This window comes from Phycicoccus sp. (assembly GCF_035325325.1).
Classification (GTDB): Bacteria; Actinomycetota; Actinomycetes; order Actinomycetales; family Dermatophilaceae; genus Phycicoccus.
The window spans coordinates 24,321-42,920 of sequence record NZ_DAOLAC010000035.1 but is presented as its reverse complement, the minus strand read 5'-3'; the positions used below and the strand labels follow the sequence as shown (position 1 = coordinate 42,920).

Annotated in this window: 17 protein-coding genes and 2 pseudogenes; 8 read left to right on the top strand and 11 right to left on the bottom strand. The window is 74.3% G+C overall.

Features of this window, described 5'->3' with window-relative positions; translation table 11 throughout:
- From PKA89_RS16745 to PKA89_RS16735, 3 genes and pseudogenes are all read left to right on the top strand, one after another.
- Positions 1 to 163: pseudogene (locus PKA89_RS16745) on the top strand (aspartate aminotransferase family protein); the annotation flags it as partial.
- Between the two features lie 2 nt (positions 164 to 165).
- Complete coding sequence (locus tag PKA89_RS16740; RefSeq protein WP_324421369.1) at positions 166 to 1,560, top strand: FAD-dependent oxidoreductase; 1,395 nt, start codon at positions 166 to 168, stop codon at positions 1,558 to 1,560.
- A 154-nt stretch (positions 1,561 to 1,714) separates the two neighbouring features.
- Positions 1,715 to 2,866, top strand: a complete 1,152-nt coding sequence (locus PKA89_RS16735) for a Rossmann fold nucleotide-binding protein (RefSeq protein WP_324421367.1) — start codon at positions 1,715 to 1,717, stop codon at positions 2,864 to 2,866.
- Here PKA89_RS16735 and PKA89_RS16730 read toward each other — a convergent pair.
- The 3 genes from PKA89_RS16730 to rlmN all read right to left on the bottom strand — a co-directional run bounded on the left by PKA89_RS16730 (position 2,808) and on the right by rlmN (position 5,887).
- Positions 2,808 to 3,356: a DUF805 domain-containing protein gene (locus tag PKA89_RS16730; protein ID WP_324421365.1), complete on the bottom strand. Its 549-nt coding sequence runs from the start codon at positions 3,354 to 3,356 to the stop codon at positions 2,808 to 2,810. The two genes, PKA89_RS16735 and PKA89_RS16730, sit on opposite strands and share 59 nt — an antisense overlap.
- A gap of 82 nt (positions 3,357 to 3,438) precedes the next feature.
- Positions 3,439 to 4,620, bottom strand: a complete 1,182-nt coding sequence (locus tag PKA89_RS16725) for a hypothetical protein (protein ID WP_324421363.1) — start codon at positions 4,618 to 4,620, stop codon at positions 3,439 to 3,441.
- Between the two features lie 64 nt (positions 4,621 to 4,684).
- Positions 4,685 to 5,887 carry a 23S rRNA (adenine(2503)-C(2))-methyltransferase RlmN gene (gene rlmN / locus PKA89_RS16720; RefSeq protein ID WP_324421359.1) on the bottom strand — a complete coding sequence of 401 codons (1,203 nt, stop codon included), beginning with the start codon at positions 5,885 to 5,887 and terminating at the stop codon, positions 4,685 to 4,687.
- A gap of 258 nt (positions 5,888 to 6,145) precedes the next feature.
- On the opposite strand from rlmN, the gene PKA89_RS16715 reads away from it, so the two are divergent.
- Complete coding sequence (locus PKA89_RS16715) at positions 6,146 to 6,895, top strand: hypothetical protein (RefSeq protein ID WP_324421358.1); 750 nt, start codon at positions 6,146 to 6,148, stop codon at positions 6,893 to 6,895.
- A gap of 54 nt (positions 6,896 to 6,949) precedes the next feature.
- Here the strand turns inward: PKA89_RS16715 and PKA89_RS16710 are convergent, their stop codons facing one another.
- The 3 genes from PKA89_RS16710 to pyrH all read right to left on the bottom strand — a co-directional run bounded on the left by PKA89_RS16710 (position 6,950) and on the right by pyrH (position 9,297).
- Positions 6,950 to 7,882 (bottom strand): phosphatidate cytidylyltransferase, encoded by a 933-nt coding sequence (locus PKA89_RS16710; RefSeq protein ID WP_324421356.1) that lies wholly within the window; start codon positions 7,880 to 7,882, stop codon positions 6,950 to 6,952.
- Positions 7,883 to 7,889: 7 nt separating this feature from the next.
- The gene (frr, locus tag PKA89_RS16705) at positions 7,890 to 8,447 is read right to left on the bottom strand and encodes a ribosome recycling factor (RefSeq protein WP_324421354.1); all 558 of its coding nucleotides are present in this window, start codon (positions 8,445 to 8,447) and stop codon (positions 7,890 to 7,892) included.
- 88 nt (positions 8,448 to 8,535) lie between these two features.
- Positions 8,536 to 9,297 carry a UMP kinase gene (gene pyrH, locus PKA89_RS16700; RefSeq protein WP_324421352.1) on the bottom strand — a complete coding sequence of 254 codons (762 nt, stop codon included), beginning with the start codon at positions 9,295 to 9,297 and terminating at the stop codon, positions 8,536 to 8,538.
- Between the two features lie 110 nt (positions 9,298 to 9,407).
- On the opposite strand from pyrH, the gene PKA89_RS16695 reads away from it, so the two are divergent.
- Positions 9,408 to 9,896: a phosphoribosyltransferase family protein gene (locus PKA89_RS16695; protein ID WP_324421350.1), complete on the top strand. Its 489-nt coding sequence runs from the start codon at positions 9,408 to 9,410 to the stop codon at positions 9,894 to 9,896.
- Positions 9,897 to 10,076: 180 nt separating this feature from the next.
- On the opposite strand, the gene PKA89_RS16690 is transcribed toward PKA89_RS16695, so the two are convergent.
- The 3 genes from PKA89_RS16690 to rpsB all read right to left on the bottom strand — a co-directional run bounded on the left by PKA89_RS16690 (position 10,077) and on the right by rpsB (position 12,322).
- Complete coding sequence (locus PKA89_RS16690) at positions 10,077 to 10,250, bottom strand: hypothetical protein (RefSeq protein ID WP_324421348.1); 174 nt, start codon at positions 10,248 to 10,250, stop codon at positions 10,077 to 10,079.
- Positions 10,251 to 10,475: 225 nt separating this feature from the next.
- On the bottom strand, positions 10,476 to 11,306 hold the full coding sequence (tsf, locus tag PKA89_RS16685) for a translation elongation factor Ts (RefSeq protein ID WP_324421346.1): 831 nt from the start codon (positions 11,304 to 11,306) through the stop codon (positions 10,476 to 10,478).
- 44 nt (positions 11,307 to 11,350) lie between these two features.
- On the bottom strand, positions 11,351 to 12,322 hold the full coding sequence (rpsB, locus tag PKA89_RS16680) for a 30S ribosomal protein S2 (RefSeq protein ID WP_324421344.1): 972 nt from the start codon (positions 12,320 to 12,322) through the stop codon (positions 11,351 to 11,353).
- Positions 12,323 to 12,660: 338 nt separating this feature from the next.
- Between rpsB and PKA89_RS16675 the strand changes: the two genes are divergently transcribed.
- The 3 genes and pseudogenes from PKA89_RS16675 to PKA89_RS16665 all read left to right on the top strand — a co-directional run.
- Positions 12,661 to 13,938 (top strand): MFS transporter, encoded by a 1,278-nt coding sequence (locus PKA89_RS16675; RefSeq protein WP_324421342.1) that lies wholly within the window; start codon positions 12,661 to 12,663, stop codon positions 13,936 to 13,938.
- A 10-nt stretch (positions 13,939 to 13,948) separates the two neighbouring features.
- Positions 13,949 to 15,115: a pyridoxal phosphate-dependent aminotransferase gene (locus PKA89_RS16670; protein ID WP_324421340.1), complete on the top strand. Its 1,167-nt coding sequence runs from the start codon at positions 13,949 to 13,951 to the stop codon at positions 15,113 to 15,115.
- Between the two features lie 220 nt (positions 15,116 to 15,335).
- Positions 15,336 to 15,800, top strand: a pseudogene (locus PKA89_RS16665) (peptidoglycan DD-metalloendopeptidase family protein); the annotation flags it as partial.
- Between the two features lie 70 nt (positions 15,801 to 15,870).
- Here PKA89_RS16665 and PKA89_RS16660 read toward each other — a convergent pair.
- Entirely contained in the window at positions 15,871 to 17,622 is a 1,752-nt protein-coding gene (locus PKA89_RS16660) for a hypothetical protein (RefSeq protein WP_324421339.1), read from the bottom strand.
- Positions 17,615 to 18,526, bottom strand: coding sequence for a tyrosine recombinase XerC (locus PKA89_RS16655; RefSeq protein ID WP_324421338.1), 912 nt, complete (start codon positions 18,524 to 18,526; stop codon positions 17,615 to 17,617). The genes PKA89_RS16660 and PKA89_RS16655 overlap by 8 nt, the downstream gene beginning before the upstream one ends.
- Between the last annotated feature and the right edge of the window lie 74 nt (positions 18,527 to 18,600).

The following is an 18,600-nucleotide window of genomic DNA, read 5'->3' as shown; positions in this document are numbered from 1 at the left end:
CCTCTCCAAGGCACTCTTCGACGCCGGCCTGTACTGCCGCGCCGACGACCGCGGTGACCCCGTCGTGCAGCTCGCCCCGCCGCTGACCATGGGGCCGGCCGAGTTCGACGAGATCGAGCGCCGGCTGCGGAGCGTGCTCACCGAGGCCGAGAACCACCTCTGACGGTGCCGACGGAGCGCTCCGGCCCGGCCGGTTCCACCGGCACGGCGCCGCTCTGGTGGGACACCCGGGCCTCGACGTCGGTCCCCGGCGGTGGCGACCTGCCGCTGCGCGCGGACGTGGTCGTCGTCGGCGGTGGCTACACCGGGCTGTGGACGGCGTACTACCTGCTGCGCGCCGACCCCTCCCTCGAGGTGCTCGTGCTGGAGGCCGAGCACGTCGGGTTCGGGGCGAGCGGCCGCAACGGTGGCTGGGTCTCGGCGCTCTGGCCGGTCTCCCCCGACACCCTGGCCGCCCGGTACGGCCGCGAGGCCGCGTTGGCCCAGCTCGCCGCGCTGCGCGAGACCGTCGGGGAGGTGGGCCGGGTCGACGCCGCCGAGGGCCTCGGTTCCGGGTTCACCCGGGGCGGCACGCTGCTGGTCGCGCGGACGCCGGCCCAGGAGATGCGGGCGCGGGCCGCCGCCGAGGACGGCGCGGCCTGGGGCGACGGCACGGTCTGGCTCGGGGCGGACGAGGCCCGCGAGCGCCTCGACGTCACCGGCCTGCGCGGTGCCACGTTCAACCCGCACTGCGCGCGGGTGCAGCCGCGCGACCTCGCCGACGGGCTGGCCGCCGCCGTGCGCCGGATGGGCGGGGTCGTCCTCGAGGGCGTGCGGGTCGGCCGGGCCGGTGACGGCGTCGTCGTCCTCGAGGACGGCCGACGGGTCGGCGCGCGCGCCGTCGTCCTCGCGACCGAGGGATGGACGCCGCAGCTGCCCGGGCACGAGCGCGCGGTCGTCCCCGTCTACTCGCTCATGGTCGCCACCGAGCCCCTGAGCGCCGCGCAGTGGACGCGCATCGGGCTCGCCGAGCGGGAGGTGTTCGGCGACCACGGGCACGTCGTCATCTACGGGCAGCGGACGGTCGACGACCGGATCGCGTTCGGCGGCAGGGGCGCTCCCTACCACCTGGGCTCCGCCATCCGCCCGGCGTTCGACCACGAGGAGGCCGTGTTCGGCGCGCTCCGACGGCTGCTCACCCACCTGCTGCCGGCCCTCGAGGGCGTGCGGTTCACCCACGCGTGGGGCGGCCCGCTCGGCATCGCGCGCGACTGGCACCCGTCGGTGCAGTGGGACCCGGTGACCCGCACCGGCCGGGCCGGCGGCTACGTCGGTGACGGCGTCGCGGCGACCAACCTGGCCGGGCGCACGCTCGCCGACCTCGTCCTCGGGCGCACCTCCGCGCTGACCTCGCTGCCGTGGGTCGGCCACCGGTCGCCGTCCTGGGAGCCGGAGCCGCTGCGCTGGCTGGGCGTCAACGCCGGCCTGCGGGCCGCGCGGCTGGCCGCCGCGGAGGGGGGCCGCACGGGGCGCCCGAGCCGGCTCGCCCCGGTGCTCGCCCGCCTCACCGGCGGCCACTGACCCGGTCGCCCCCTCTCCGGAACCACTCGCGTATCGGGTGACCCGATACGACCCACCTTCACCCGAGTTCCGTTCCCGGGTGGAGCGCGGCGATATCGGGTGACCCGATACGCGTGGGGCGGGCGGCCCGGGCGGCGCGGGTAGGTTCGGGTGCGTGCGCGAGATCGAGACCCTGGCCGCCCTCGACGCGGCCCTGGACGCCGGTGCCCCCCTGCGCGGCCTCCGGCTGCAGGACCTCGACCTCACCGAGCGCGCCGGACGGCTGCTGCGCCGCGACGACGTGGAGGGCCTGGTCGTCCTCGGCGGGGGGTTGCCCGCCGACCTCGAGCACCCCCGGCGCACGCACGGCGCCCTCGTCTTCCCCACCGACCCCCGCGCCCCCGTCGACCCCTACCGGGCGAGCCTCTACTCCCCGGAGGAGCTGTACGACGGGCTGCTCGGCACCGGGTACGAGTCCACGCCGGACGCCCGGGCCTACCGGTGGTCGCGCGACGCCGCCGTCGGCCACGACGCCTTCGTCACCCTCCTGCGGGCCATCCACGACGACTCGGTGACCGACGCCCTGAGCGACGCCCTCGACGCGCTGCCGGTCGTGGGCGTCATGGGCGGGCACGCCCTGCGCCGGGACAGTTCCGCGTTCGCCCGGGCCGCCGCCCTCGGGCACGCGCTCGCCCGCTCGGGGCTCGTGGTGGCCACCGGGGGCGGGCCGGGGGCCATGGAGGCGGCCAACCTCGGGGCACTCGCGCCGACGAGCGAGTCCCTCGTGGAGGCCGTCGACCGGCTGCGCGGGGTCCCCTCGTTCCGCCCCGACGTGCGGGCCTGGGCCACGCTCGCCCTCGAGGTCCGGGCCGGGCTCGTGGCCGGCCGTGAGCGGCGCGCGGTCGCGAGCATCGGCATCCCGACGTGGTTCTACGGTCACGAGCCGCCCAACGTCTTCTGCGACGGCATCGCCAAGTACTTCTCCAACGCGATCCGGGAGGACGGCCTGCTCGCGCGCTGCACCGCCGGGGTGGTCGTGCTCGAGGGAGCCGCCGGCACGGTCCAGGAGGTCTTCCAGGCGGCGACCCGGCTGTACTACGAGCGCGAGCCGGCGGACGGCGCGCCGCTCCCCCACCTCGTGCTCGTCGGCCGCGCGCACTGGACCGAGGCCCTGCCGGTCTGGCCGGCGCTCGCCGCCCTCGCCTCGGGCCGGGGGATGGCCGACCGGGTCCACCTCGTCGACGACCTCACCGAGGCCGTCGGGGTGCTCACGGCCGGGTGGCCTCCACGGCCGGGACCTCCTGCACCCGACCCCGCATCACCATGAGCGTCGCGATGACGACGAACCCGAAGGGAACGAGGAGGAAGAGCTGCCACCACGGGCTCTGACCGGCGTCGCGCAGGCGGCGGGTCCCGACGGCGAGGAGCGGGACGAGGCTGAGCACGGCGGCGAAGGCCCCGAGCCGCTCGTCGAGAGCCGCCGGCGCCCCGACCAGCACGACCGCGGCGAGGACGAGGAACCAGTACTCGGAGCGGCTGGCCCGCCCCTCGAAGGACGACCATCCCCGGGCGCCGAGGCGCAGGGCCTCGGCGAAGCTCACCTCGGGCGCCGGCCCACCCGCCGAGGCTCGCCCGGACGCCGCGTCGGCCAGGGCCTCGGGGTCGGCGCCGAGCGCGGCGGCGAGGGCCGCCACCGTGGCGCGGCCCGCCGGCCGCCCGGACTCGAGCCGTTGGATCGTGCGCACGCTGACGCCGCTGGCCTCGGCCAGCTCCTCCTGGCTCCACCCGCGGCGGACCCGCTCCTCACGAAGGCTCACGCCGCCAGTCTGGCCGAGGGGGGCCCGCCAGCACCACGACACGGGCCCGCCACCTTCCCCGACGCACCCCGGCGCGCTCCCGTCAGGGCCGGGTCAGCAGGACGATGCCGAGGCACATCTCGTCGGTCGTGCCCTCGCCCCAGAGGACGTAGCGCTCGGGCTGGCCGCTGAAGGCGGGGAGCCGGTCGCGCAGCGACTGGTCGTGCCGGCAGGTGACGGTGATGCTGTCGCCGGGCCGCACGGCGACCGGCTTCGCGAGCGGGATGCTGCCCTGGTCGTCGAAGTCCCAGTTCGCGATGTCGAGCACGCGCTGGGCACGGTCGGTGCCCTTGTCGACGTCGACGGTGATCGCCCGGCCGAGCAGGTGCATGTGGCCGGCCACGGCCCGGATCGTGCCGGCCTCGCGCACCGGTCGCGTGCAGCTCTGGACCGGCCCGGGCCGGACCGGCCCGCAGAGGAGGTGCAGCAGGTCGGCCCGCGTCGGCTGCTCCTGGAACCGCTTGGCCAGGTCGACGTCCGCCACGGCGCGGTCGCACAGCCCGGAGCCCCGGCCGTTCCGGCACGGCAGCTCGACCGGCGCCGGGAGCAACATCGTGGCCAGCGGCTTCCTGCGGCTGCCGGACGCCTCGCTCACGCGCAACCGGACCGTGCTGCGGTCGGGCCCGGAGCCGGCGAGGAGGTTGTAGTGCATCTGCACGACGAGACGTGATCCTGCCCCCAGCGGGATGCCGATGTCGCCGGCCATCACCCTCTCGCCCCCGCCGGGGGCCCACGCGCCGACCCAGTCGGCGTCGTCGAGGCTCACGCCGGCGCCGCGGATCCCGCTGCCGCCGAAGCAGGTCCATCCGTCGCCGGGCGCGGCGGCGTCGAGCGCCTCGGCCTGCGCGACCTGGCCGGGCTCGACCTTGCTCACGATGACGTGGTGGACGATCGCCGCGTTGTCCGGGCGGATGTCGACCCCGCTCACGAGCTGGTCGGTGCGCAGCCCGGGGTCGACGAGGAAGCAGCGGTAGTCGTCGGTGCCGTTCGGGGTCGGCGCCTTCGGGGTGTACTCCGCCGGCAGCCGCACCTCGACGAACCGCTCACCCGCGCGCAGAGGGAGGTCCGGGCGCGGAGTCGCCGACGCGGCCGCGGACGACGCGGCCGCGGCGTGGGCGTCGTGCCCGCTGCGCTCACGCAGGTTCGCCGGCAGGTCGTCGGCGCCGGAGCAGCCCGCGAGCGCCACGGTGACCACCGCGGCCGCTCCGAGCACGCGACGTCGCACGCGAGAAGGGTAAGCCCGCCCCGGTCCGACGGTCAGCGCTTCGCCGGCGAGGGGCCGCGCGCCCTCAGGCGGTCGACGCGGCGAGCTGGCCGCAGGCGCCGTCGATCTCCGAGCCCCGGGTGTCGCGCACGGTGGTCGGGATGCCGTGCGCGCGCAGCCGCTCGACGAACTGCTGCTCGACACCGCGCCGGGAGGCCGTCCACTTCGAGCCGGGCGTCGGGTTGAGCGGGATCGGGTTGACGTGCACCCATCCCCGCCCGCGCGCTGCCAGCTTCTCGCCGAGGAGGTCGGCCCGCCACGCCTGGTCGTTGATGTCGCGGATCAGCGCGTACTCGATGCTGACCCGCCGACCGGTGGTCTCGTAGTAGCGGTGCGCTGCATCGATCGCCTCGTCGACCTTGAACCGGGTGTTGATCGGCACGAGCTCGTCGCGCAGCTCGTCGTCCGGCGCGTGCAGCGAGAGCGCGAGCGTCACCGGGATGCCCTCCGCCGCGAGCCGGTCGATGCCCGGCACGAGGCCCACCGTCGACATCGTGATGCCACGGGCCGAGATCCCGAGCCCCGAGGGCGCGGGTTCGGTGAGCCGGCGGATGGCGCCGATGGCCGCCTTGTAGTTCGCCAGCGCTTCCCCCATCCCCATGAAGACGACGTTGCTGACCCGAGCCGGTCCGCGGACGGCGGGCTCGTCGGAGCCCTCGGCCTCGTCGCCGAGCCCGGCGCCTCCGTCGAGGCCACGCGCCTCGGGCAGGCCGCCGTGGCGGAGCATCCGCGCCGCCGCGACCACCTGCTCGACGATCTCGCCGGTCGACATGTTGCGGGTCAGGCCCTCCTGCCCGGTCGCGCAGAAGGGGCAGTTCATCCCGCAGCCGGCCTGGCTCGAGATACAGACCGTGACCCGGTTGGGGTAGCGCATGAGCACCGACTCGACGAGCGCGCCGTCGAAGAGCCGCCACACCTGCTTGACCGTCGCGCCCTCGTCGGCGGTGATCGACCGGACCGGACCGAGGAGTGGCGGCAGCAGGTCGGCGACGAGGTCGTCGCGGACCGCCTGGGGCAGGTCGGTCATCTGCTCCGGGGAGTCCACGAGCCGCTCGAAGTAGTGCGTCGAGAGCTGGTTGGCCCGGAACGCCGGGTGGCCGAGGGCGGCGACCGCCTCGCGGCGCTCCTCGACGGTGAGGTCGGCGAGGTGGCGCGGCGGCTTCCCCCGCCGCGGTGCGACGAGGGTCAGCTGACCGGGGGCGGGACGGGAGGAGGGAGCGTCGGACATGGTCCCCCGATTCTCGCAGGTGCTGGGTCCGCGGCCCACGGGGCCGGCGAACGGGCCATCCGTGCCGTCCATTCGGCCGATTGCCCGAATTCGCCACGAGGGAGGTCCTGGCCACCTACCCTGTGGTCAGACCCGTTCCGCAGGGGGAGCGGGGATGCAGGGAAAGGCATGGCCATGGGCCTGTTCGATTGCTGGCGCGCGCCCGCAGGGGGCACCGACCAGTTCCGGGGAGCAACGGCTCCCATCCGTCATCCGCTCGTGCCGGTCCCGGACGTCGACGGCGGCGACCTCGACGCGGCCGTGCGAGCCCATCTCGAGCGGCTCACCGCGGCGGCCGAGACCGACGTCGACTCGCTGACGCAGGAGCAGTTCGACGGCGCGCTCACCGCCCGGCTCGTCGCCCGCGACCGGCTGCACGGCACCGGCCTCGGGTTCGGCTACGTCATGCCGTTCACCGAGCACGTCGACGAGGTGCTCACGCTCGACCTCCCGACGACCGTCGTCACGCTGCCGGAGTCGCGGATCGTCGCGACCCGCCGGCACCTGTCGACGCTCATGGAGATCGCGCGGGCCAACCTCGTGCGGCAGATGGAGACCGCCGACGTCGAGCGCATCCGCCTCGGCAGCTCACGGCACTCGGTCACCGCGCTCGTCGGCGACTCGCCGTACACCGCGTCCTTCTCCCGGTTCCTCCTCGACGCCCTCGAGCGCTGGAGTCCGGGGTCGGACCTCAGCGGTGGCGTCGTCTTCGCGATGCCGCACCGGCACGCCATCGTCCTCCAGACGTGCGCCACGCCGACCGAGGTCCGCGACGCCCTCGAGCTCGTGCCGGCGCACGCGGCCGAGATGTACGCCGACGGCGTCGGCCCGGTGACCCCGCACGTGTACCACTGGTACCACCGCGAGATCACCTGCCTCACCGAGGAGCTCGAGGACGGCAGCCTCGAGGTGCACACGACGCCGCTGCTCGACTCCATCCTCGCTCGCGGTCGGCGCCGGGCGGGCTGAGGCCCCGCGGCCCCGGCCGGTCGACGTCGCTCGGCCGGTCGGGGCCCGCGGCGCTCAGCTCGTCGGGACGAGCCAGAGGAGTAGCGCCCAGGCGATCGGGGCGACGACGACGAGGGAGTCGAGGCGGTCCATGAGGCCGCCGTGGCCGGGCAGCACCGAGCCCATGTCCTTGATGCCGAGGTCGCGCTTGATGCTCGACTCGATGAGGTCGCCGGTGGTCGCCGCCCCGGCCGCGACCGCCCCGAGCAGCGCCCCGGCCCACCATGGTCCGTCGAGGAGCAGCGGCAGCGCGACGGCCCCGCCGACCGCGCACGTGGCGACGGACCCGGCGAACCCCTCCCACGACTTCTTCGGGCTGAGCGACGGTGCCATCGGGTGCTTGCCGAGGACCACGCCCACCGCGTAGCCCCCGATGTCCGAGAGCACCGTGACGAGGACGAAGGTGATGATGCGGAGGCGGCCGTCGGGTGCGGCGAGCATCAGCGAGGCGAAGCCGCCGAGGAAGACGGGGTAGAACGCGACGAGCGCGGACGCGGACAGGTCGCGGGCGGCACCGTCGAGGCCGTCGGCGACGCGCCACACGACCATCCCGACGAGGGTGAGGCCGAAGGTGACGACGAGCGCCTCGGCGCCGCGCAGGTACGCCGAGGCGATCATCCCGACCGTGCCGAGCATCAGGGGCAGGAGCGGCACCTGCATCCCCCGGCTGCCGACCGCCCGGCGCAGTTCCCAGGCGCCGAGGCAGATCGCGGCGACGATGACGACGAGGAAGGCGCGGGCGTCGAGGACGAGCGTGCCGATGACGACCGCGCCGAGGAGCAGGCCGACGCCGACGGCCGCGCGCAGGTCGCGGCCGGCCCGGGGAGCGCGACGCGACTCGCCGGGCTCGGCCGCCGCGTCCTCGGCGGTTGCGGCGGTCGCGACGACCCCCGCGTCGGGACCGGGGTCCTCCGCGGGGGTGTCGGGCTCGCTCGGGGCGTCGGACATGAGCGGGTCAGACCTCGAGGAGCTCGGATTCCTTGTGCTTGAGCAGCTCGTCGATCTGGTCGACGTGCCGCTTGGTCACGGCCTCGAGCTCCTTCTCGGCTCGCACGCCCTCGTCCTCGCCGACCTCGCCGTCCTTGACGAGCTTCTCGAGGGTGCTCTTCGCGTGCCGGCGGATGTTGCGGACCGACACCCGGGCGTCCTCGGCCTCGGTGTGCGCCATCTTCACGTACTCACGGCGGCGCTCCTCGGTGAGCTGCGGCATCGTGCAGCGGATGATGGTGCCGTCGTTGCTCGGGTTGACGCCGAGGTCGGCCTGCTGGATGGCCTTCTCGATGGCGTGCATCGAGCCCTTGTCGAACGGGCTGATGATGATCGTGCGCGCCTCGGGCGTCTGGAACGACGCGAGCTGCTGCAGCGGGGTCGGGGCGCCGTAGTAGTCGACGAGGACCTTCTGGAACATCCCCGGGTGCGCCCGGCCGGTGCGGATGCCCGCGAAGTTCTCCTTGGCGACCTCGACGGCCTTCTCCATCTTCTCCTCGGCCTCGAACAAGGTCTCGTCGATCACGGCGCGGTTCTCCTTCGGATGGGCGTCGCGGGCGCGGCGCTGCGGGTCCAGTGTGTCAAACGCCCGGGTGCGGCCGGGCCGGGGCGGCTCAGCCGGCGTGGACGAGGGTGCCGATCGGCTCGCCGCGCAGCGCGCGCGTCACGTTGCCGTCGCCCTCCATCCCGAAGACGACCATCGGCAGGGCGTTGTCCATGCACAGGCTGAACGCCGCGGCGTCGACGACCTTGAGGCCGGTGCGCAGGGCCTCCTCGAAGGTGACCTGGTCGAGCTTGCGGGCGTCCGGGTTGGTGCGCGGGTCGGAGTCGTAGACCCCGTCCACGCCGTTCTTGCTCATGAGGACGGCGTCGCACTTGCACTCGAGGGCCCGCTGGGCGCTCACGGTGTCGGTGGAGAAGTACGGCATGCCGGCGCCGGCGCCGAAGATGACGACCCGCCCCTTCTCGAGGTGGCGGATGGCCCGGCGCGGGATGTACGGCTCGGCGACCTGGCCCATCGTGATGGCCGTCTGAACGCGGGTGTCGACGCCCTCCTTCTCGAGGAAGTCCTGGAGGGCGAGGCAGTTCATCACCGTGCCGAGCATGCCGATGTAGTCGGCCCGGGCCCGCTCCATGCCCTTCTGCTGCAGCTCGGCGCCGCGGAAGAAGTTGCCGCCGCCGACGACGATGGCCACCTCGATGCCCTCGCGGACGGCCGCGGCGATCTGCTTGGCGACCCCGCGGACGACGTCGGGGTCGACCCCGACCCGGCCGCCGCCGAACACCTCGCCGGACAGCTTGAGCAGGACGCGGCGGTTGCGCCCCGGGGCGGAGGCGACGGATGCCGGGGCCTCGGCGGTGGCGGTCGTGGTCACGGATGGCCTCCTCGGCGGGGTACACGGCGGTCACCCGATCCTGTCACACGGGCGCGGCCCGGACCCAACCGGGAAACCCGCCGGTAACCTGCGGCTGCCACGATGGCGCCGTGGAGGCGGAGCGCGAGGTCCTGACGTGGCAGCGGTTCGACGAGGCGGTGTGGTCGCTCGCCGAGCGGGTCGCCGCCGACGGGGTCCCGGACATGATCCTGTCCGTGGCACGCGGCGGCCTCATCGTCGGTGGCGCGCTCGGCTACGCCCTCGGGGTGAAGAACACGTACACGATGAACGTCGAGTTCTACACCGGCGTCGACGAGCGGCTCGACGTGCCGCGCATTCTCCCGCCGGCCCCGGACTTCGTCGACCTGCACGACGCGACGGTGCTCGTCGCCGACGACGTCGCGGACACCGGGCTCACCCTCGCCTCCGTGCGGGAGTTCTGCGCGGGGAAGGTCGGCGGGGTGCGCACGGCGGTCGTCTACGCCAAGCCGCGGTCGGTCGTCGTACCCGACTACGCCTGGGGCACGACCGAGCGGTGGATCTCCTTCCCGTGGAGCGACCGCCCCCCGGTCACGGAGCGCGGCGTCCTCGGTGCCTGAGCGCCTCGCCGGTGACAGCGTGCGGAGCCGGGGTGAGCGTGCCTCGCCGGTGACAGCGTGCCGAGCCGGGGCGCCCTGACCTACCGGCGGGGCGAGCGCTCACCGGCGGTACGGTCCTTCACCGGCGACGCAGCCGCTCACCGCGGTGCGGACCCACGTCGGCCGGCGTCGCCCACGGGGTCAGATGCCGCCGGCGTACCTGAGCATGAACTCGGTCTCGGTGTCGCGGCCGCCGCGCGGGTCGCGGGCCGGCTCGACCTCCTGGGTCGTCACCATGTCCTCGGGGCGCACGCGCGGCAGGTCGACGTGGATCCGGTGCTCCAGGTCGAGCCGGTCGTGCTCGGGTGCGTCCATGGCGGCCTCCTGCGTTCCATGGTGCCATGCGGCCGCGTCGGCCCCCGGGTTTCCCGCCGGCTACCGGAAGCCCAGGGGTCCCCCGGGAACCGTTCCGGTGCGACCTCGGGGGTTGCCGGATGACGGGTGCGGCCCTGCCGGCCGTCCGCGGGCCGGACGCACGACGCCGCCCCCGGGGCGGACCCGGGGGCGGCGTGACGTGGTGCGCTCGAGGAGCGCCGTGGGTCAGGACCCGACGCGGAAGCGCGCGAAGCCGGTGGCCGACGCGCCGACCTCGTCGAGGACCTTGGCGACCGTCTTCTTCGGCTCCTTGGCGAACGGCTGCTCGAGGAGGACCTGCTCCTTGAAGAAGCCGTTGACCCGACCCTCGATGATCTTCGGGAGGGCGGCCTCGGGCTTGCCCTCCTCCTTGGCCGTGGCCTCGGCGACGCGACGCTCGTTCTCGACCGTCTCGGCGTCGATCTCCTCACGGCTGAGGACGCTCGGCGCGAAGGCCGCGACGTGCATCGCGACGTCGCGCGCCGTGCTGTCGTCGCCGCCCTGCGTCGAGACGAGCACACCGATCTGCGCGGGCAGGTCGGGGCTCGTCTTGTGCAGGTAGGACACGACGTGCTCGCCCTCGAGGCGGGCCACGCGCTTGACCTCGATCTTCTCGCCGATGGTCGCGTTGGCCTCGTCGAGCAGCTGCTTGACGGTCTTGCCATCGGAGAGCGTCGAGTCGAGGAGCGCGTCGGCGTCCGCGGCCTTGGTCGCGACGGCCTGCGCGAGGACCTCGTCGGCGAGCGCGATGAAGCGCTCGCCCTTGGCGACGAAGTCGGTCTCGCAGAGGACCTCGACGAGGGTGCCCTCGCCACCGGCGGCCTGCGCGGTGACGAGGCCGTTGGAGGCGGTGCGCCCCTCGCGCTTGGTGACGCCCTTCTGGCCCTTGACGCGGAGGATCTCCTCGGCCTTGGCCATGTCGCCGTCGGCCTCGTCGAGGGCCTTCTTGACGTCCATCATGCCGGCCGCGGTCTTCTCGCGGAGCGCCTTGATGTCAGCGGCGGTGTAGTTCGCCATGGTTTCCTGTCTCGCTCGTTGGGGTGGACGGATGAGGGTGTGGCTCAGGCCTGCTCGGCCGGGGCCTCCGCCTTCTCCTCGGTCGGGGCCTCGGCGGGGGCCTCGGCGGCCTGCTCCTCGGCGGGCGCCTCAACGGCGGCCTGCTCCTCGGCCTGCTCGGCCGGCGCGGCCTCGGCAGCCTCGGGGGCGGTGGCGGCGGCGGTCTCCCCCGCCTCGGGAGCGACGGCCTCGGCCGACGCCTCGGCGTCACCGGCGAGGAGCTCGCGCTCCCACTCGGCCAGCGGCTCCTCGCCCTGCGCCTCGTCGCCGGTCGCGGCCTGGCCGCCGGAGCGGGCGATGAGGCCCTCGGCGACGGCGTCCGCGATGACGCGGGTGAGCAGGGTGACCGAGCGGATGGCGTCGTCGTTGCCCGGGATCTTGTAGTCGACCTCGTCCGGGTCGCAGTTCGTGTCGAGGATCGCGATGACCGGCAGTCCGAGCTTGCGGGCCTCGTCGACGGCGAGGTGCTCCTTCTTGGTGTCGACGATCCACACCGCGGAGGGGACCTTGCTCATCGAGCGGATGCCACCGAGCGTCTTCTCGAGCTTGTCCTTCTCACGCTTCATCATGAGGAGCTCCTTCTTCGTGCGACCGGAGCCGGCCACGTCGTCGAAGTTGATCTCCTCGAGCTCCTTGAGGCGCGTGAGGCGCTTGGAGATCGTCTGGAAGTTGGTGAGCATGCCACCGAGCCAGCGGTGGTTGACGTACGGCATCCCGACGCGCGTCGCCTGCTCGGCGACGGGCTCCTGGGCCTGGCGCTTGGTGCCGACGAAGAGGATGGTGCCGCCGTGGGCGACGGTCTCCTTGACGAACTCGTACGCGTTGTTGATGTAGGTCACCGACTGCTGCAGGTCGATGATGTAGATGCCGTTGCGCTCGGTCATGATGAAGCGCTTCATCTTCGGGTTCCAGCGACGGGTCTGGTGCCCGAAGTGGACGCCGCTCTCGAGGAGCTGGCGCATGGTGACGACGGCCATCGTCGTTCTCCTTGTGCTGTGAGGTTGTCAGTTACGTCGGTGGTGCCCGAGCCCCGAGGGGTGGACCCACCTGCCTGGCGTCCCGACGCACCCCGGACGGCGACCGGCCCGGGGGCCGGCATCCGTCACTGCCGTGGTGCGTCCCTGCTCGGAGGAGTCCTCGTCGCAGGAGGGTGACGCGCGAAGTACGGCTCCCGCGTGCACGCACACGAAGGCCATCGGACATGGTACGTGGCCGAGGGTCGCCGGACGAAATCGGCGGGTTCGGTCGACGGGGCGAACGGGCGGCGGGGAACCGGGTGCCCGGTGTCCGGAGCCGCGGGTAGCGTCTCGACCTCGTGAGCAGGATCGTCGACGCCATCGCCCCGCCGCGGATGGGCACGGCGTTCCGGTGGAACCTCGCCTCCGCGTGGGTGGGTCAGGTCGGGGACGGCATCGCCCTCGCCGCCGGTCCGCTGCTCGTGGCCAGCCAGACCCGCTCCCCCGTGCTCATCGCCGCCGCGGCGGTCGTGCAGCGGCTGCCCGGGCTCGTCGTCGGGCTCTACGCCGGCGCGGTCGCCGACCGGGTCGACCGGCGCCGCGTCGTCATCACCGCGAACGTCGCGCGGATCGTCGTCCTCGCCGTGCTCGTCGTCGCGCTGCTCACCGGGGTGCTCTCGATCGGCCTCCTCCTCGCCCTCCTGCTGCTCGTCGGCACCGCGGAGGTCTTCGCCGACACCGGGTGGCGGGCCATCCTCCCGATGATCGTGGCCCCCGCCGACCTCGGCCTGGCCAACGCCCGGCAGATGTCCGGCTTCCTCGTCGCGAACCAGCTCGTCGGCCCCGCGGTCGGGGCCGCGCTGTTCGCGCTCGGGTCCGCGGTGCCGTTCGGGGTGCAGACCCTCTCGCTGCTGCTCGCGGTCGGCCTCTTCGCGCGGGTCCGGCTGCCCCGGATGGGGCGTGAACGGCCCGACCAGCACGTCGGGCGCGACATCGTCGACGGCCTGCGGTGGATCGCGCACCACGCCCCGGTCCGCACGCTGACCATCGTCATCCTCGTCTTCAACATCACCTGGGGCGCGCCGTGGGGGGTCCTCGTCTTCTGGGCGCAGGAGCGGCTCGGCGTCGACTCGATCGGGTTCGGGCTGCTCACGACCGCCTCCGCGGTCGGCGGCATCGCCTCGGTCCTCTCGTACGGGTGGCTGGAGCGCCGGGTGCCCCTGGCCGCCCTCATGAAGGCCTGCCTGGTCCTCGAGGTCGTCACGCACCTCGCGCTCGCACTGACGACGGTGTGGGTGCTCGCCGTCGCGATCATGGTCGTCTTCGGGGCCTACGCGTTCGTCTGGGGCTCGCTGTCCTCGGCGGTGCGGCAGCGGGCGACACCGCAGGAGTACCAGGGCCGGGTCGGCAGCGTCTACTGGGTCGGGCTCGTCGGCGGGCTGCTCGTCGGCCAGTTCCTCGGCGGCGTCATCGCCGAGCGGTTCGGGGCCGCGGCGCCGTTCTGGTTCGCCTTCGTCGGGTCCGGCGTCACCCTGCTCCTCGTGTGGCGCCAGCTGGACCACATCGCCCACGCCGAGGCGGACGACGACCCCGCTGTCGAGTCCTCCGGGCAGGAGGGCGAGCCCTCGCCCGCGTAGCCTGCGGGCCATGCCCTCGATCCCCGGACACCCCGCACTGACCGAGTTCGGCACGACGATCTTCGCGACGATGACCCAGCTGGCCCTCGAGAAGGACGCGGTCAACCTCGGGCAGGGGTTCCCCGACACCGACGGGCCGCGCGAGGTGCTCGACGCCGCCGTCGACGCCATCCGCGGGGGTCGCAACCAGTACCCACCGGGGCCGGGCGTGCCCGAGCTGAGGAACGCGATCGCCGCGCACCAGGAGCGGTTCTACGGGCTGCACGTGGACCCGGACCGCGAGGTGCTCGTGACGGTGGGCGCCACCGAGGCGATCGCGGCCGTCGTGCTGGCGCTCGTCCGGCCGGGCGACGAGGTCGTGACCTTCGAGCCGTACTACGACAGCTACGCGGCGACGATCGCGCTCGCCGGCGGGGTGCGGCGTACGTCGCTGCTGCGCTTCCCGGACTTCGCGGTCGACGAGGCGTCGCTGCGGGCGGCTTTCTCGGAGCGCACCCGGCTGGTCCTGCTCAACACCCCGCACAACCCGACGGGGAAGGTCTTCACCCGGGAGGAGCTCGAGCTCGTCGCCTCGGTGGCTCGCGAGCACGACGCCTGGGTCGTCACCGACGAGGTCTACGAGCACTTGGCGTTCGACGGACGCGAGCACGTGCCGATGGCGACGCTCCCCGGGATGGGCGAGCGCACCCTGACCATCTCCTCCGGCGGGAAGACGTTCGCGACGACCGGCTGGAAGGTCGGCTGGGTGAGCGGGCCGGCAGCCGCGGTCGCCGCGGTGCGCGGCGTGAAGCAGTACCTGACCTTCGTCGGCTCCGGACCCTTCCAGCCCGCGATCGCGGTGGGACTCGGGCTTCCGGACGCGGTGTTCACCGGGCTGGCGGCCTCGATGGCCGGCAAGCGCGACCGGCTCGTGGCCGGGCTGCGGCAGGCGGGGTTCGAGGTCCCGGTCCCGGAGGGTGGGTACTTCGTCCTCGCCGACGCCGGGCCGCTCGGGGTGGTGGACGCCGAGGCGTTCTGCCTCGAGCTCCCCGACCGGGCCGGGGTCGTCGGTGTGCCCGCCTCCGCGTTCCACGACGACCTCGAGGCATCCCGCACGCTCGTGCGGTTCGCCTTCTGCAAGGAGGACGCGGTGCTCGACGAGGGCTGCCGCCGGCTGGCGGGGCTGCGCACCGGCTGAGGGCGCGGCGCCTGCCGTCCACAGGGGCCGCCGACGCCCGCCCCCGTCCACAGATGCGCTCGGCGCCCTGTCGCGGGGCGGGCACCGGGACGAGGCTCGCGGTGTGCCCGCCTCCACCACCCTCGCCGCGCTCGTCGCCTCGGTCCTCACCGTGGCAGCCGTCGTGGCGCGTGCGGAGGCCGACGGGCCGTCCCCACCCCGTTCGTGGACTCCGGTGGTGATGGGCCCTTCGCACGCTGCGGCCGACGGCGGGTCGGCGCGCGTCCGGTCGGCGCGCGTCGGGTCGGCGAGCGTCGGGTCGGCGCGCGTCGGGTCGGCGTCGCCACGATGGCGATGGCCCCTGCACCCGCGACCCTCGGTACAGCGGCCTTTCGTCCCACCCGCCTCCACGTGGGGCGGGGGGCACCGCGGCCTCGACCTCGCCGCGCACGGTGGCGACCGGGTCCTCGCGGTCGAGACCGGCGTCGTCACGCACGTCGGGGTCGTCGCGGGCCGCGGCACCGTGACGGTGCGGAATCCCGATGGTCTCCGGAGCACCTACGAGCCGGTGCGCGCCTCGGTGACGCTGGGTGAGCCGGTCGCCGCAGGGTCTCTCCTCGGAGTCGTCGAGGCCCCGGCCGCGTGGTCGACCGCGCACTGCCCGACAGCGCGTTGCCTCCACCTCGGGGCCCGGCGTGGCGAGGTCTACCTCGACCCCCTGCCGCTGCTCACCGGGCTCGGGCGGGTCCGTCTGCTGCCGCTGGGACGGTCCGCGGTCAGAGCAGGAGCAGCGTCGGCGCCCCGGCGCCGCGGGAGGCCGGCAGGGCCGGGGCCGCCGAACCGGCGGGCTGGGCGGTCGTCGGAGCCTTCGAGACGGGCTCGTCGGGGCGGGTCATCCACCACGTCGTCGCGGCGACGACGAGGATCAGGATGGCGGCGACGAGCGCTCGCCGTCGGCGGCGGCCTCGCGCGCGCGCCTCGTCCCGGGCCGCCGATCTCAGCTGGGACCGGGTCACCGTCGCGCCGTCCTCCGGCGCGTCGGCGTCCACCGCGAGGTCGGGGTCGGTGCCGATGGTCGAGGCGTCTCCGCCCTGGTCCGGCTCGTCGTCGACGACGGCCCAGCGTGACGTCGTGGTGCCGGACTGTTCGTCGTCGCCCCGGGCCGGCTCGAGCGGTCGGTCGGTACCGGCCGGCGCGTCCGCCTCCTGCGGTCCGAGCACCCCGGCGACGTCGGCGGCCTCCACCGGACCGGCATCGGGACCGGGCTGGGGCTCCAACGGGGTCTCGTCCCACCACGACCGAGGGCGCGCGGTGGCCTCCGGTCGGGCCGGCTCGGACTCGGCATTGCCCGAGTCCTCGACCTCGTCCGAGTCCTCGACCTCCCCCGTGTCCTCGACCTCGTGCGAGGCCTCGACCTCCCCCGTGTCCTCGATCTCGAACGCCTCCTCGACCTCCCCGGGGTCCTCGGCGTCTTCGGTGTCCTCGGCCGGGACTTCCTGGGCGTCCGTGGCGGACCAGTGCTCGACGGGCGGCGGCGTGGAGGTCGCGGTCGGGGTGAACGGCTCGACGACGTGGGTGGCGGTGAAGGCGATGGCGTCCGGCGTCGCAGCCTCCGTGGCCACAGAGGCCGGCGCGGACGAGGTGCCGGCGTCGCTGCGGGCCCCGAGCTCCCCGGCGGGCCACGTGCTCTCGGGAACGCGTGCGGCGGCCCAGGCCGGTCCGCCGACCAGTGCCGTGTCGTCCTCGAGCGTCGCCGCGACCGACCCGGGGTACGCGGGCGGGCGGACCTCGCTCGACCACTCCGCGTAGCTGTGCGGTGAGGGGTTGGCCAGCCGCAGCTCGGCCGCGAGGTCGTCGAGGACCTCGAGCGGCGGACGCTCTACCGCGGGGGCGGCAACCTGCTCCGGCTCGAGCTCCGCCGCAGGATCGAGGTTGGCCTCGGCAGCCGGTTCAGCCTCCGCACCCCGTTCAGCCTCCGCATCCGGCTCGGCCTCCACCATCGTTTCGACCTCGGCAGCCGGCTCGACGGAGGTCTCCTCGACCTCGTGGTCCGACTCGAGCTCCGCCGCAGGGTCGGGGTCTTCGTCGGCAGCCGGTTCAGCCTCCGCAGCCGGCTCAGCGTCGGCAGCTGGCTCAGTCTCGGCAGCCGGCTCAGTCTCGGCAGCCGGCTCGGCCTCGGCAGACACCGGGTCCGGCGACGGGTCGTCCGCGAGCGCGGCCACCCACGCCGGTTCCTCGTCGAGCTCCTCGGGCTCGGGCTGGTGGGCCGAGTCGAGCGTGACGGGGCGGGCCGGGCCGTCGATGAACGCGGCGAGGCTGGGGTGCATGGGAGTCGACTCCGGCACGGGTTCTTGCGCCTGCCGCTTGCGGCGCCCGAACCGTGCGCGCAGGCCCGACGGCTCGTCCTCGTGGTCCGTGTCGGCAGCGACCCGGACGTCGGTCGGCGCCTTCGGCTCGACGTACAGGCGTCGGACCTCGGAGATCCACTCCGAGTAGCCCGAGTCCCCCTGCGTCTCGTTGTCAGGCACGGGGATGCGCCTGGGCGTAGGACCGCTTGAGCCGGTCGACGGACACGTGCGTGTAGATCTGGGTGGTCGCGAGCGAGGCGTGCCCAAGCAGCTCCTGGACCATCCTCAGGTCGGCCCCGCCCTCGAGCAGGTGCGTCGCGGCCGAGTGCCGCAGACCGTGCGGTCCGAGGTCGGGGGCGTCGGGCACGTGCTCGAGGAGGCGGTGGACGGCGTCGCGGACCTGGCGCGGGTCGACCCGGCGTCCCCGGCGACCGAGGAGGAGAGCCGGCCCGCTCGTCGCGGTCGCGAGCGCCGGGCGGCCGGTCTCGAGCCAGTCGGACACCGCGTCCCGGGCGGGGGCGCCGAACGGCACCCGGCGCTCCTTGTCGCCCTTGCCGACGACCCGCAGGACCTGAGCGTCGAGGTCGACGTCGTCGACGTCGGCCCCGGCGAGCTCACCGACGCGGATCCCGGTGCCGTAGAGCAGCTCGAGCGCCGCCCGGTCGCGCAGGTGGACGGGGTCGGCGTCGTCGGCCGCCACCCCGGCGACCTCGAGGAGGGAGGCCGCCGAGCGCTGGGTGAGCACCGGCGGCAGCGTGCGGTGCCGCTTGGGGGCGGCGAGCCGCAGCGCGGGGTCGTGCTCGACCCGCCCGGTCCGTTCGCACCAGCGGAAGAAGGTCCGCAGCGACGCCGACGTCCGGGCGACCGTAGAGCGGGCCGCTCCTCGGCGCGCGACGGCACCGAGCCAGCCGCGCAGGTCGGCGAGCGTCACCTCACGCAGGTCGGCATCGTCCTCGACCCCGGTGCCGTCGAGGAACGCCGCGACGTCGCGGGTGTACGCGCGCACGGTGTTCTCGGAGCGCCCACGCTCGGCGCGCAGGTGTCGCTCGAACGCGGACAGCACCTCATGGCAGAGGACGGTCACGTCGACACGGTGACACCGCCACGAGCCCGACGCAACGAGAACCGCCGCAAGGTCGTCCGTTCGGTCAGGCGTGG